A 13,183-nucleotide genomic window follows, 5' to 3' on the forward strand; every position below is an offset into this window, starting at 1 on the left:
GCCGATTATCGCGCCAAAGTCACGATGCGCCGGGCACCGTAACCATTGAACCGGGTGGCCAGCGCCGTGGAATAGGCGCCGCAGGCGTGGAACAGCAGGTAATCCCCCTCTGCCAGGTCCGCGGGCAGGTCGACACGGTCCGACAACCGGTCGAGGCTGTCGCAGGTCGGCCCGAAGACCTCTGTCGCCCGGATGGCTCCGGCCCTGGGCAACCCATCCGGAGCCAGGGCGCTGATCCGCGTTGCGGGGCCAAGATCGCGCCATTCGCTGAGCCCGCCATAGATGCCGTCGTTCAGAAAGACCGCGTCCCCGTCCCGCGCCTTGACCTGCAAGGCCAGCTCAAAGGCCTCGGCCACCATCGCCCGGCCCGGCTCGCAGACCAGCGCCGGACGGTCCGCGCCGAAGGCTGCCCCGACGGCCTCGTCGATGGCTCTGAAAAGCGCGGGCAGGTCGGGGGCCGGGTCCTCGCGGTGCGCCGGAAACCCGCCGCCGACGTTCAGCCGATGCAGGCGGATGCCATTGGACCGGGCGATCTCGGCCGCTGCCTGAATGTAGGAGACCCAGGCCCCCGGCGCGCGGCATTGCGTGCCCGGATGAAAGGTCAGCGAGGGGCGCCCGCCCCGGGCAACAACCGCGCGCAGCAATGCGCCGCACGCCTCTGGCCCCGCTCCGAATTTCGACCCGAAATCATAGACCGCCCCGGCCACCGGCAGCTTCAGCCGCACCGCCACCTCGGCGCCCTCCAACGGCCCCAGCTTGTCCAGTTCCGCCATGCGGTCAACCGACCACGAGGTGATGCCATAGCCCCGCGCCGCCGCCACCTCGGACCGGGCCCGGACCGGATTGTGATAGTGCAGTCGCGCGCGCGGCGCGACCGCCCGCACCAAGGCCATCTCCTCGGGAGAGGCCACGTCAAAGGCCTCCATCCCCGCCTCTGCCAAGGTCTCGATCACGCCCCGGTCGGGATTGGCCTTGACCGCATAGGTCACTTCGCCCGGAAACCGGTCAAGGAACAACCGCGCCACGTCGCGCAGCCGCCTGGGATCGTGAAAGAAAACCGGATCTTCGGGGCGCTCGCGCGCCAGCCAGAGCGCGGGATCGCGCTGGAATGCCTCATGCAGCACCATTGCTCGTGCCTCCTGTTCGCCTGTGAAACCAGTCTGGCCCTTGCAACGCACGGATTCACCTGCAACTCTGTTCGAAATGCACGTCAATTATGGGCAAACTGACGACATGGACCAACAGATCGACGAAACGGACCGCGCCCTGGTGGCCGCCCTCGCGGAAAACGCCCGCGCGCCGGTGGCCGACCTGGCCCGCCGGCTGGGGCTGGCGCGCACCACGGTGCAGGCCCGGCTCGACCGACTGGAGGCGCGTGGCGCCATCGCCGGCTACACGCTCAAACGCGGCCCGGGCCTGCGCCCAGCCCTGCGCGCCACGGTGCTGATCTCGGTCGAACCGCGCGCCACGCCGGCGGTCCTGTCACGCTTGAAAAGCCTCACGGCGGTGGAAACGGTGCACACGACGTCGGGAAGGTTCGACATGATCGCCCAGCTCAGTGCAGAGACGACAGAGGCGCTGGACCGCACGCTGGATGCCATTGGCGAGGCAAAGGGCGTCAGGGCCTCGGAAAGCCTGATCCACCTCAGTACGAAGATCGATCGTGGGAGTTGAGGGGGCAAAAGCCCCCGGTCACTCTTCGTCCGCGTCCTGGGTGCCGTATTGTTTGAACAGACCGCCCTGGAACATGAAGAACAGGAAAATCGCCACCGTGAGACCGAAAGTCTTGAAATAGACCCAAACCTCTGTGTCCATCGTGCGCCAGATCACCTCGTTCAGCACCGCCAGCAACAAGAAGAACCCGGCGACCCGCTTGGTCAGGATCATCCAACCCTCGCGCTGCAGGGGCACCAGCCCGTCCATGACGTATTGCAACCAGCTCTCGCCGCGCATCAGGCCGATCGCCAGTGCACCGCCGAACAGGAGGTAGATCAGCGTCGGCTTCATCTTGAAGAAACGGTCGTCATTCAGCCAGACACTGAGCCCACCAAAGACCACGATCAGCACCGCCGTGACCACCTGCATCCGGCTCAGATGTCCAGTCAGGGCCCAAAGCGCGCCCATGCAGACGAGGAACACCGGGATGAACCCCGCCGTAACCACGATGAACCCTTCGTATTCAGTGCCCCCGATCACGAAGATCCGGCCCTTCAGCCACAGGTAAGCCGCGAAGAACCCCAGGATCGGGCCGAACTCCAGCGCCGTCTTCAGCATCGGGTTGACCTGGCGTTGTTCCATTGCGCGCTCCTCTGACTTTGCCTGCGTCACATAGGTCTTTCAGCCGCCAAGCTCAACGATCACCGCCCCTGCCGCGATCAGGACCATCAGCGCGATGCGCCTTGGACCCACTGTCTCGCGCAGGATCAGCCAGCCGATGACGGCGGCAAAGACGGTCGAGGTCTCGCGCAGCACCGCCGCCTCGCCGACCTTGTCCAGCCGCGTGGCCATCATGACCGACCCGAAGGAGCCGTAGGCCACCAGCGCCCCCGCCAGCCCGCGCAATACCAGGGGCCGGAGGGGAAAGCCCGACACCCTGTGCCGCATGGGGGTCAGGAACAGCAGGGCCGGGAAATCCAGTGCCGACAGGAAAAAGAACCAGGCGAGGAAGGTAAAGGGATCGGCGGTGGCGCGGATGCCGTAGGCATCAAAGGTGGTGTAGAGCGCCACGAAAAACCCCGTCGCCAGCGCGTAGGCCAGGGCCGGACCCAGCGTCTCGCGCGCGGTTTCGAGAAAGATGAAGTTGTAGACCGCCAGGCCAAAGATCCCGGCCAGCAGCACGCCAAGACCCAACCACTGAACGCCGGTAAAGCTCTCGCCAAAGATCAGCCAGGCACCGATCACCGTGAACAGCGGGCCCGTCCCACGCACGACCGGATAGACCACAGTGTAGGCACCACGGGTATAGGCCATCGCCTGCAACAGCTTGTAGGTGAAATGGATCGCCATGACCCCGGCAAAGATCGGCCACATGTGCGGTTCGGGCCAGGGCACGAGGAACAGCATCGGAAAGCTGAGCATCACAAGCCAGCCGTCGATCGCCGCACGCGACACCCAGGGGTCGTGCCGCCCCTTCTGCAACGCGCCAAAGACCGCGTGCAGCAGGGCCGCCGTCAACGCCAGCATCAGCGCCGCCTGGTGGCCCGCCTCGGTGCCCTCCAGCGAAACCAGCCAATCGCTCACCGACGGCCCTCCGGACGCGCCCCATCGCACAGGTTGCGCGTTGGTGCTACGGTGAACGCAGAGAGGTCCCCATGCTCGACAGCCTGACATCCGAACTGTACGGCGATTTTGCCGTGGTTCCCGCCTGGTCCGCCTTCCTGCGGCTCTGCGGAGCCGTGGTGCTTGGCGCCGTTATCGGGTTCGAACGGGAATGGCACCACAAACCGGCGGGCCTGCGCACGCATATCCTGGTGGCCGTGGCCGCATGCCTCTTTGTGCTGATCGGGCGCGAGTTGAGCGCGCTGGACTTCGGCGGCGCGGGTGAGCAACGCAACGATCCCCTGCGCATGATCGAGGCCGTCACGGCGGGCGTGGCCTTCCTCGCGGCGGGCGTGATCTTCCGCTCGGCGGACAAGGTTCACAACATCACCACCGGGGCCTCTATGTGGCTGGCCGGAGCCGTGGGCCTGGGCTGCGGCGCGGGGCGCCTGACGCTTGCGGCAATGGCCACGGTGATTGTGGTCATCGTCCTTGCGCTTCTGAAATGGATCGAGGACATCGCCCACGACCGCTAGGCCGCTCATTCCGTGTCGAGGCCGGTCAGCGCCGCGGCGAATTCTTCGGGGTCGAAGGGGGCCAGGTCTTCGATCTGCTCGCCCACGCCGATGGCATGGATCGGCAGGCCGAACTTGTCCGCAAGCGCCACCAGCACCCCGCCCTTGGCTGTGCCGTCCAGCTTGGTCATCACCAGGCCCGAAACATCGGCCAGCTTGCGGAAGGTCTCGACCTGGCTGAGCGCGTTCTGGCCGGTCGTCGCATCCAGCACCAGCAGCGTGTTGTGCGGCGCATCCGGGTCCTTCTTGCGGATCACCCGGACGATCTTGGCCAATTCCTCCATCAGGTCCTGGCGGTTCTGCAGCCGGCCCGCGGTGTCGATCATCAATAGGTCCGCACCGTCCGCCTGCGCCTTGGTCATGGCGTCAAAGGCCAGGCTGGCCGGGTCGCTGCCCTCGGGCGCGGTCAGCACCGGCACATTGGCCCGTTCGCCCCAGACCTGCAGTTGCTCGACGGCGGCGGCGCGAAAGGTATCGCCCGCCGCGATCACCACCTGCTTGCCCGCGGCCTTGAACTGGCTGGCGAGCTTGCCGATGGTCGTGGTCTTGCCCGACCCGTTGACGCCGACAACCAGCACCACCTGCGGCTTTTTCGGATAGAGCGGCAGCGGACGCGCCACCGGCTCCATCACCCGGGCGATCTCGGACGCCAGCGCCTGCTTGATCTCCAGCGAGGACAGACGCTTGCCGAACCGCCCCTCGGCGATGTTCGAGGTCACGCGCAGCGCCGTGTCCACCCCCATGTCCGAGGCGATCAGCAACTCTTCGAGCTGTTCCAACATCTCGTCGTCCAGCACCCGGCGTGCCACCGCACCCTCACCCGGCGACCTCCCCATGATCCGACCCAGCAGGCCGCCAGAGGGTTTCGCCTCGGCCGGGGTCTCTGGTTCAGGCACCGGCACCGGTTCGACCGGGATGGGTTTCGGCGCCGGGGCCTGGGGTCGAGGCTCTGCCGCCTCGGCCTTTGGCTCGGGTGTCTCGGCGACGTCTTCCTCACCGCCCTCCTGGACAATCGCGTCCAACCCCTCGTCCAGCTTGGAGGAGGATTTGAACAACTTGTTCTTGAGCTTGCCGAAAAAGGACATGGGCCGCGCCTGATGCTTGAGTTGTCTTCACCTAATACGCTTGCGCGCGCAATGAAAGGTGGCTTTCACCACGGCACCAGCCCGGAACCCCGGCCACAGCCCCCTTAGCACTTATCCCAAGCCAACAAAAAACCGTCCACAGGTGCCTGTGGACGGTTTCAGCTATCACCTTCCCGACTTTTTTCGGGAATTCAGATCTCTTCCGGGAAATGCTTGATCGTCAGCCGGATCGGGTTCGGCGCCGCCTGTCCCAGGCCACAGATCGACGCATCGCCCATCGCCTGGCACAATTCCTCGAGCAGGTCGGTGTTCCAGCTGTCCGCGCTCATCAGCTTGACCGCCTTCTCGCAGCCGACCCGGCACGGCGTGCACTGGCCACAGCTTTCATCCTCGAAGAACCGCAGCATGTTCAGCGCGGCATCCCGCGCGCGGTCCTGATCCGACAGCACGACAACGGCGGCGGACCCGATGAAGGATCCATGCGGTTGCAAGGTGTCAAAATCCAGCGGCACATCGCTCATCGAAGCCGGCAACAGGCCCGAAGACGGCCCGCCCGGTTGATAGGCCTTGAGGACATGCCCCTCGGCCATGCCACCGGCGGCCTCGATCACGTCGAGGATGGTCGATCCGGCGGGCAGGAGGTAGACGCCCGGTTTGGCCACCCGGCCAGAGACCGAGTAGGACCGCAGGCCCTTGCGGCCGTTTTTTTCGATTCCCGAAAGGATTTCAGGACCTTCCCGGCAGATCTTCGCAACCCAGTAGAGCGTCTCGACGTTGTGGACCAGCGTGGGTTGATTGAAGATCCCGACCTGCGCGACATAGGGCGGACGGTGGCGCGGCAGACCGCGCTTGCCCTCGATCGACTCGATCATCGCGCTCTCTTCGCCGCAGATATAGGCGCCTGCACCACGGCGCAGGTCGATATACCCGGGTTCGACGATCCCCTCCGCTTCCAGCGCGGCGATCTCGCGGCGCAGGATTTCCAGCACGGCGGGATATTCGTCGCGCATGTAGATAAAGCAGCGGTCCGCCTCCACGGCCCAGGCAGCGATCAGCATTCCCTCAAGGAAAACATGAGGTTCCCGCTCGAGGTAAAAGCGGTCCTTGAAGGTGCCCGGCTCGCCCTCGTCGCCATTCACGGCCAGGTAGCGCGGTCCGGGATTGCCACGGACGAAGCCCCACTTTCGGCCCGACGGGAAACCCGCTCCGCCAAGGCCACGCAGACCGGAAGAGAGGACCGTTTCCTGCACCTCTTCCCAGTTTCCGCCCTCGCGCAGATCCTTGAGACGGGCATAGCCGCCATCTGAGGAATAGGTCGCAAACCCTTGATATTCCGGGACATGTGCGTGTGTATCGCCTGCTTCGATCGCGGCATGCACCTTGGCCACGTCGGCGTGGTCGATGTGGTTGTGCCCCAGCTCCAGCACCGGCGCCGTGTCACAGCGGCCCATGCAGGGCGCGCGCAAGACGCGGACCTGCGTCGGATCCATGCCCTCTTCCAGCGCGGCGCGCAGTTGCTCGGCCCCGGCCAGTTCACAGGACAGCGAATCGCAGACCCGGATGGTCAGCGCGGGCGGCGGCGTCTCGCCTTCTTTCACGATGTCGAAATGGGCGTAGAAGCTGGCCACTTCGTAGACCTCGGCCATGCTGAGGCGCATTTCCTCGGCCAGGGCGCGCAGATGCGCGGCCGAGAGATGGCCGAATTCATCCTGGATCAGGTGCAGGAATTCGATCAGCAGGTCACGGTTGCGCGAGCGGTCGCCCAGTAGCGCCTTCACCTCGGCCTGGGCCGTATCGTCGACCTGGCGGCCCTTCGGCGTGTGACGCCCCTTGCCCTTACCCGATTTCCAGACGCCCTTGCGTTCGTCGAGTGCCATGCGTGCCTCCATTCGTTCCGCCAGACCCTAACGCCGAAAGCTTCCGGGCAAGGGGTGAAAAACGACCGAATTGGGCAGGCGAACGCCCAGAAAACCCCTCGATTTCGTCGCAAGGGGAACGGAAAGTTCCGATATGTTAAATTCCGGATCGTATTGGAGCGGTGATGCTGCGTTTCACACTGGCAACCCTGGGCATGGTCGTTCTGCTGGCGCTTGCGCTGGTGGTGGATGGCCCTTTTCCGGCGCTGGCGCTGGTCTACATCACCGTCTTTACCTACGCGATGGACAGACTATCGGCACTGGCCGCCCCCGACCATCCGGAACAGGAATTTCCCGCCGGGGACGGGCTATCAACGCTGCTGGCAATTGCGCATTTTCCTCTGCTCTACGGCGGCGTCTGGACCTTGGTGCATTCCACCGCAACAACGACCGACAAGATTTTGATATTCCTTTCTCTTTCACTGTTTATCGGTCAGGTTGGAAACTCCAACGCGCATGAGTTGATCCACCGCTCGTCCCGCATACTGCGGCGCCTGGGAACGGCGGTCTATGCCTCCTTCCTCTTCGGGCACCATGCCTCGGCCCATGTCCGGGTCCACCATGTCCACGCCGCGACGCCGCGCGATCCGAACTCTGCCAGACCCGGAGAGAGTTTCTACGCCTTTGCGCCGCGCGCCTGGATCGGCGGGTTCCGGGCAGGATTGCGTGCCGAATCGCGGCTGCGGCAAACCCGCGGGTGGCATCCCTATGTCGGCTATGTCGGGGGTGCAGCGGCATCCGTGTTCGTGGCGGCCCTCATCGGTGGGGCCGGTGGCGTGCTGGCACTGCTGGCGATTGCGGCCTACGCCCAGGCGCAATTGTTGCTCAGCGACTATGTCCAACACTACGGCCTGCGCCGGCGCGAACTCACGCACGGGAAATTCGAGCCGGTCGGGCCGCAGCACAGCTGGAACGCACCGCAGAGTTTTTCCTCGGCGCTGATGCTGAACGCGCCGCGCCATTCGGATCACCACGCGCATCCCTCCCGGCCCTACCCGGGGCTCGACCTGGACCGGGACAGGATGCCGATCCTGCCGCACTCCCTGCCGGTCATGGCGGTGATCGCCCTGGTGCCCCCGCTCTGGCGGCGCCTGATGGACAGGCGCGCCCGAAAATGGCGCGAGCCGGAGCCCGCCTATGGTTAACCATTCATTAATACCCGACTTCCGGTAGAGCGGGGATTCTGGCAGGCTCCGGCGCATGAAACAGATCTACGCCATTGCCCTGACCTGCCTGACCGCTCTGCCCGCGTTGGCGGCCGAGCCGATGTCGGCCACTGATTTCGAAAGTTATGTCACCGGAAAAACGCTTTATTTCGGCCTCAACGGTGAGGCCTACGGCGTCGAGAAATACCTGCCCGACCGCAAGGTGCAGTGGTCCTTCCTCGATGGGAAATGCAAGGACGGCTTCTGGTACGAACAAGCGGGCCAGATCTGCTTTGTCTACGAGGACAACCCCGATCCCCAGTGCTGGAGCTTTTTCCGCGAGGGTTCGGGCCTCAGGGCCGTGTTTGAAAACGACCCTTCCAGCACGGTGCTCTACGAGGCGCAGCAGAACGACGACCCGATGCTGTGCCACGGGCCGGACGTCGGTGTCTGACCGCTAAAGCGACGCCATGCTCTGCCGGATATCCTCGCAAAGCGCCCGCGTATAGGCCGCCTGCCCGCTGCCCTGGTAGAGATTGACCTTCATCATCCCCAGGTCAGGAAGGTTGTGGCAATCGACATAGGCAAGGTAGGGCGCCAGGTGCCCTTCCAGCCGCGCGGCAATGGCCAGGTCGGCGCTGACGGTCGCGTCGATGGTTGTTTCGCTGTCGGAATCCACCGCCAGTTCCCAGGGAATATCCGCCTCGTCGAGACGCCGCATTGCCTCGTCCCGAAAGACGCAGGTGCGCGCCATTGCGATCCGCAGCGGGCGTTCCCGCCAGGCCTGCCCCTGCGGCGCCCCGACCCAGCGGACCGGCACGTCCAAAAGGGTCTCTCCGCCCGCCTCGACCCCGGTTTCCGTGGTCAGGATCACGTCCATCTCGCCGCGCGCGAACTGCGCTTTCAGAACGCGCGTGAATGAGCTGACAAGCTGCACCTTCACCCGTGGAAAACTGCGCGCCATGCGTTGCAAGACCAGCGGAATCACCGGGTAGACGATGTCCACCGGCACGCCGAGGCGAATTTCGCCTTCCCAGCTCTGGTCGGTCAGCCGGGTATAGGCCTCGTCATTCAGCGACACGATCTTTTCCGCGTAGCCCAGCAACTGCCCCCCCGCGGGTGTCAGGGTCACGCCCCGCCCCGTCCGGTCAAGCAACTGCAGGTTCAGCATTTCTTCCAGCCGCTTGATCTGCATCGAGACCGCGGATTGCGTCAGGTTCAGGAACCCGGCGGCACGGGTCACGCCCCCCGCCTGGGCCACCGCCACGAAGGATCGCAGCGTCGTTACATCGAGATTTCGCATTCATCACCCCTTGTGATGAGAGAGGTCACATACATTCACTTCCAATATCAAGCACGGATCGCCACATTCATCAACGAAGAAGATACCAACCCGGCCTGCAATCATTTCTCGTGAAGGATGCCATGATGATCCGCGCCCTGCCCGCCCTGTTCCCCCGCCCGTTCTTTCGCGCTGACCATTCGGCGCAGTCCGCCCAGCCGGTCCGCCACCTTGCGCGGTTGCGCCACCCTTCCGCAGCGTCGGTTGCTGTGGGGAAACCTGCCTCCGAGGCGCCGCGCTGGGACGCACCGGCCCATTGGATCGAGCCTGAACGCGAATGGTGACAAATCGGGGAATCTTATTGACCCGTTTCCGACCCGAAGTTCTTGAAAATCCCCTGCGTTCCTCCAATATCTAGCGTGAAGTGCGGGGGCCTTGGGCCCCCGGACCTATGTCAACATCGGAGGCTTACATGGCAGAATATGATACAGTCCGGGCAGCTGGCGTCTCCGGCGCACGCGCTGCCCAGATTGACGAGGGGCTGCGCGCCCATATGAACAAGGTCTACGGCACGATGTCCGTGGGCACTTTCATCACCTTCCTGGCAGCCTGGGCCATTGCCGGGCTTGCGGTCACCAGCGATCCGTCGGGCGCCACCGCGATGATCCGCGACGGCCAATACCTGACCAGCTTCGGCGAGGCGATCTACATGTCGCCGCTGAAATGGGTGATCATGTTCGCGCCGCTGGCCTTCATCTTCTTCGGTTTCGGTGCCGCCGTGAACCGCCTGTCCGCCGCTGGCGTACAGCTTGTGTTCTACGGGTTCGCCGTGCTGATGGGTCTGTCGCTCAGCTCGATCTTCCTGGTCTTCACCGGCTTCTCGATCATCCAGGTCTTCCTGACCACCTCGATCGCCTTTGCCGGCCTGTCGCTCTGGGGTTACACCACCAAGAAGGACATCTCCGGCTGGGGATCGTTCCTGATCATGGGCGTGATCGGCCTTCTGGTCGCCTCGATCATCAACATCTTTCTCGGCTCGCCCGCGATCCAGTTCGCGATCTCGATCCTTGGCGTGCTGATCTTTGCCGGCCTGACCGCCTATGACACGCAGAACATCAAGAACACCTACATCGCCCATGCTGCGCATGGCGACAAGGAGTGGCTGGGCAAGGCCGCCATCATGGGCGCGCTGAACCTCTACCTCGACTTCATCAACATGTTCATGTTCCTGCTGCAACTGCTGGGCAGCCGCGAATAAGCCCCCGGGCAACATCGCGACCCAAACATGCTATAGCGAAAGGGCCGGTCTTCTGACCGGCCCTTTTTCGTGTTGGGCCAATGGGCCGTGGGGGACAACATGCCAATCATCACCAAAGACTCCGTCCAGAGACGATCGGGCGACGGCGCGCTTGGCAGTTTCGAGGCGCTGCTGTTCAGCGAATCGGGAGGACTGACGCAGTTCGGCGCACTGGTCGAAATCCTGGCGCCCGGGTCCGCCTCTTCCTTTGCGCATTGGCACGAGGCCGAGGACGAGATGGTCTACGTGCTCGACGGCACCGTGGTACTGGTCGAGGGCGACAGCGAGCAGGAGATGGGCACCGGCGACGTCGCCACCTTTGCCGCCGGGGTCGAGACCGCGCATCGCCTTGAAAACCGGGGCGACAGGCCCGCGCGTGTCCTGGTGATCGGCACCCGGGCCACCCGCGACCGGGTGCATTACCCCGGCCACGACAGGGTGCAGCTGATCGAACGCAGCCACGGCGAGGAGCGCCGCTGGACCAAGGCGAACGGCGCCCCGGCAGAGCCCCTGAAAGGCTAAGTCCGGAGCGGGCAGGTCATGAAGACCGCCGGAAAGGTTATGCCTCCCCCGAGCGGCACCGTGATCTCGTGCCGTGGCTGGAACCCCATTCTTTCATAGAAGGGGCGCGCGGTCAGCGTGCTCTGGCAATGCATCTCCTGCAGCCCTTCGGCCCGGGCTTCTTGCAGAATATGGCCCAGCAACTGGCGGCCGACACCGCGCCGTGTCGCATCGGGATCGGTGGCGACATGGCGCACATGGCCGATCCCCGGTGTCGCAGGCCGTCCACCCGGCCCCTGGACAGACCAGCCGCCCGCGCCCAACAGGCGCCCGGCATCATCCTCGACAACGTAGAACCGGCCAGAGGCGACAAGCGCGGGCTGCGCCCGTCCGATCACCGGGACCGCCGTAATCAGGGTCGAAGGCGGATAATCAGGCGCCAGCAGCCGCGCGTAGCTGCGTTGAAACAGGTGATCCAGCGCGCCGATGTCCTCTTTTCGGGCGCTGCGCAGCGTTGTCTGGCCGGACATGGCACGACCTCCTGCCGAACATGTTCCAAAGACGAAAAGGCCGCGTGGGGCATCCCCCGCGCGACCCGAAAAAAGACCTTCGGCCAGAATGGCTTACTTGATCTTGCCTTCTTTGTACTCGACGTGCTTGCGCACGACGGGGTCGTACTTCTTGATCGTCATCTTCTCGGTCATGGTCCGAGCGTTCTTCTTGGTCACGTAGAAGTGGCCGGTGCCCGCGGTGGAGTTCAGGCGGATCTTGATGGTGGTCGGCTTCGCCATGTGTCGTCTCCTGCAACACCGGAAGATCGCCCGGTGTGAAATCTGTATGAAGCCCGCCTTTTACCGCGTATCGCCCGCGAGTCAACACGGGATCGGGCCAAAAACTCATGCGCGGAAGGCCTGTAAGCCGGATTCTGTTCTTGGGCGGGTTTCCCCGCCCTCAGACGACCATTCCTCTGGACCGCGCGTTGCCACGCGGCTCTAGCTGCCAACCCGGATCGCCGGGGCCGAAGCGGCCCTGCGCCCGAGGGCGCGCACGATCCCTATTCGGCATTGCTCCCGGTGGGGCTTGCCATGCGGGCGCTGTTGCCAGCCCCCCGGTGGGCTCTTACCCCACCGTTTCACCCTTACCGCCACAGTCTCCTTCGGTTTCACCAGAAGCGGACTTCCAGTGCGCACCTCCGGTGCGACGGCGGTTTCATTTCTGTGGCGCTTTCCGTCAGGTTGCCCTGCCCGGGCGTTACCCGGCACCGGTGCTTCGGTGAGTCCGGACTTTCCTCTCGCCAATGGCAAGCGGCCGTCCGGCCTTCCGCGCACGCCCCACATAGGGACGCCGCCCGCGCCGGTCAATCCCGCAAACTCAGCGCAAGAGCAGCGGTTTCGCCAGCCAGTCGCGCAGCGCCTGCGTGACCTCTTCGGGCTGTTCCAGGGTCGGCATGTGGGCCGCCTCCTCGATCACGCGCAGCTCGGCCTTGGGGATCATCTCGGCCATGAAGGTGTGGCGCTTGATCGGGCAGATCGAATCCTCTGCCCCGCAGAGAACCAGCGTCGGCACGTTGATACGCCGCAACGTGCCCTGCTGATCGCGCCGACGCTGCATTGCGCGGGACTGGCGGGCGAAGACCTCCACCCCAAGGCCCAGTGCCATGTCCATGACCAGTGCGCCGATCTCGGCACTGTGGGGGCCATGTGCCAGGTATTGCGGGAGAAGGTCACTCGAAACGACCTCTCGCAGCTTGCCGGATCGCGCCCTGATGATCTGCGGATCGCGCAGCGCCGCCATCTGGGGAGGCTCGGGCAGCGGGCTGGTGTCCATCAGCGCAAGCCGTGTCACCCGGTCGGGGGCGCGGCGGTAAAGCTCCATCGCCACCATGCCGCCCATGCTGAGCCCGGCCAGGGCAAAGCGCATCGGCGCCACGTCCAGCACGGACGAGGCGATCTCCTCGATCCTCTCGCCCTGCGTGATCGGCACCGTCATCACCGCGTGATCGCGGGACAGATCCGTGATCTGCGGCCCGAAAAGCCGCGCGTCGCACATCATCCCGGGCAGAAAGACCACCGGCTCCGTCATGATCCTGCGGTGCCTGAACTGTGCTGCATGTCCTGCATCTGT

At 64.7% G+C, this 13,183-nt stretch carries 16 protein-coding genes and 1 other RNA gene; 7 read left to right on the forward strand and 10 right to left on the reverse strand.

Features of this window, described 5'->3' with window-relative positions:
- Positions 1-5: 5 nt before the first annotated feature.
- Entirely contained in the window at positions 6-1,127 is a 1,122-nt protein-coding gene (locus BLQ71_RS09000) for a type III PLP-dependent enzyme (protein WP_074621457.1), read from the reverse strand.
- 106 nt (positions 1,128-1,233) lie between these two features.
- Between BLQ71_RS09000 and BLQ71_RS09005 the strand changes: the two genes are divergently transcribed.
- A complete protein-coding gene (locus BLQ71_RS09005; protein ID WP_043144272.1) occupies positions 1,234-1,674 on the forward strand; it encodes an Lrp/AsnC family transcriptional regulator in 441 nt (146 codons plus the stop codon).
- An 18-nt stretch (positions 1,675-1,692) separates the two neighbouring features.
- Here BLQ71_RS09005 and BLQ71_RS09010 read toward each other — a convergent pair whose 3' ends face one another.
- Entirely contained in the window at positions 1,693-2,298 is a 606-nt protein-coding gene (locus BLQ71_RS09010) for an inner membrane-spanning protein YciB (protein ID WP_074621458.1), read from the reverse strand.
- Between the two features lie 39 nt (positions 2,299-2,337).
- Entirely contained in the window at positions 2,338-3,240 is a 903-nt protein-coding gene (locus BLQ71_RS09015; RefSeq protein ID WP_074621459.1) for an EamA family transporter, read from the reverse strand.
- Between the two features lie 71 nt (positions 3,241-3,311).
- On the opposite strand from BLQ71_RS09015, the gene BLQ71_RS09020 reads away from it, so the two are divergent.
- Entirely contained in the window at positions 3,312-3,794 is a 483-nt protein-coding gene (locus tag BLQ71_RS09020; RefSeq protein WP_074621460.1) for an MgtC/SapB family protein, read from the forward strand.
- Positions 3,795-3,799: 5 nt separating this feature from the next.
- Here BLQ71_RS09020 and ftsY read toward each other — a convergent pair whose 3' ends face one another.
- Positions 3,800-4,918 (reverse strand): signal recognition particle-docking protein FtsY, encoded by a 1,119-nt coding sequence (gene ftsY / locus BLQ71_RS09025; protein ID WP_074621461.1) that lies wholly within the window; start codon positions 4,916-4,918, stop codon positions 3,800-3,802.
- A gap of 191 nt (positions 4,919-5,109) precedes the next feature.
- The gene (locus tag BLQ71_RS09030) at positions 5,110-6,795 is read right to left on the reverse strand and encodes an NAD(P)H-dependent oxidoreductase subunit E (RefSeq protein WP_074621546.1); all 1,686 of its coding nucleotides are present in this window, start codon (positions 6,793-6,795) and stop codon (positions 5,110-5,112) included.
- 164 nt (positions 6,796-6,959) lie between these two features.
- Here BLQ71_RS09030 and BLQ71_RS09035 point away from each other — a divergent pair, with 164 nt between their 5' ends.
- Positions 6,960-7,979 (forward strand): alkane 1-monooxygenase, encoded by a 1,020-nt coding sequence (locus BLQ71_RS09035; RefSeq protein WP_074621462.1) that lies wholly within the window; start codon positions 6,960-6,962, stop codon positions 7,977-7,979.
- Between the two features lie 55 nt (positions 7,980-8,034).
- Positions 8,035-8,433 (forward strand): hypothetical protein, encoded by a 399-nt coding sequence (locus BLQ71_RS09040; RefSeq protein WP_043144144.1) that lies wholly within the window; start codon positions 8,035-8,037, stop codon positions 8,431-8,433.
- 3 nt (positions 8,434-8,436) lie between these two features.
- Here BLQ71_RS09040 and BLQ71_RS09045 read toward each other — a convergent pair whose 3' ends face one another.
- A complete protein-coding gene (locus BLQ71_RS09045; RefSeq protein ID WP_043144142.1) occupies positions 8,437-9,282 on the reverse strand; it encodes a LysR family transcriptional regulator in 846 nt (281 codons plus the stop codon).
- A 122-nt stretch (positions 9,283-9,404) separates the two neighbouring features.
- On the opposite strand from BLQ71_RS09045, the gene BLQ71_RS09050 reads away from it, so the two are divergent.
- The 3 genes from BLQ71_RS09050 (at position 9,405) to BLQ71_RS09060 (ending at position 11,080) form a co-directional block, all read left to right on the forward strand.
- Positions 9,405-9,605, forward strand: a complete 201-nt coding sequence (locus BLQ71_RS09050) for a hypothetical protein (RefSeq protein WP_074621463.1) — start codon at positions 9,405-9,407, stop codon at positions 9,603-9,605.
- Between the two features lie 128 nt (positions 9,606-9,733).
- On the forward strand, positions 9,734-10,519 hold the full coding sequence (locus BLQ71_RS09055) for a Bax inhibitor-1/YccA family protein (RefSeq protein WP_043144139.1): 786 nt from the start codon (positions 9,734-9,736) through the stop codon (positions 10,517-10,519).
- A 99-nt stretch (positions 10,520-10,618) separates the two neighbouring features.
- A complete protein-coding gene (locus BLQ71_RS09060) occupies positions 10,619-11,080 on the forward strand; it encodes a cupin domain-containing protein (protein WP_069210091.1) in 462 nt (153 codons plus the stop codon).
- On the opposite strand, the gene BLQ71_RS09065 is transcribed toward BLQ71_RS09060, so the two are convergent.
- From BLQ71_RS09065 to BLQ71_RS09080, 4 genes are all read right to left on the reverse strand, one after another.
- Positions 11,077-11,589, reverse strand: a complete 513-nt coding sequence (locus BLQ71_RS09065; RefSeq protein ID WP_074621464.1) for a GNAT family N-acetyltransferase — start codon at positions 11,587-11,589, stop codon at positions 11,077-11,079. The genes BLQ71_RS09060 and BLQ71_RS09065 overlap by 4 nt on opposite strands.
- A gap of 93 nt (positions 11,590-11,682) precedes the next feature.
- A complete protein-coding gene (gene rpmG, locus BLQ71_RS09070) occupies positions 11,683-11,850 on the reverse strand; it encodes a 50S ribosomal protein L33 (RefSeq protein ID WP_043144134.1) in 168 nt (55 codons plus the stop codon).
- A gap of 107 nt (positions 11,851-11,957) precedes the next feature.
- Positions 11,958-12,383, reverse strand: an RNA gene (rnpB, locus tag BLQ71_RS09075) — RNase P RNA component class A.
- Between the two features lie 47 nt (positions 12,384-12,430).
- Positions 12,431-13,141 (reverse strand): alpha/beta fold hydrolase, encoded by a 711-nt coding sequence (locus BLQ71_RS09080; RefSeq protein WP_074621465.1) that lies wholly within the window; start codon positions 13,139-13,141, stop codon positions 12,431-12,433.
- Between the last annotated feature and the right edge of the window lie 42 nt (positions 13,142-13,183).

The sequence above is a fragment of the Antarctobacter albus genome (assembly GCF_900101505.1).
GTDB lineage: Bacteria > Pseudomonadota > Alphaproteobacteria > Rhodobacterales > Rhodobacteraceae > Antarctobacter > Antarctobacter albus.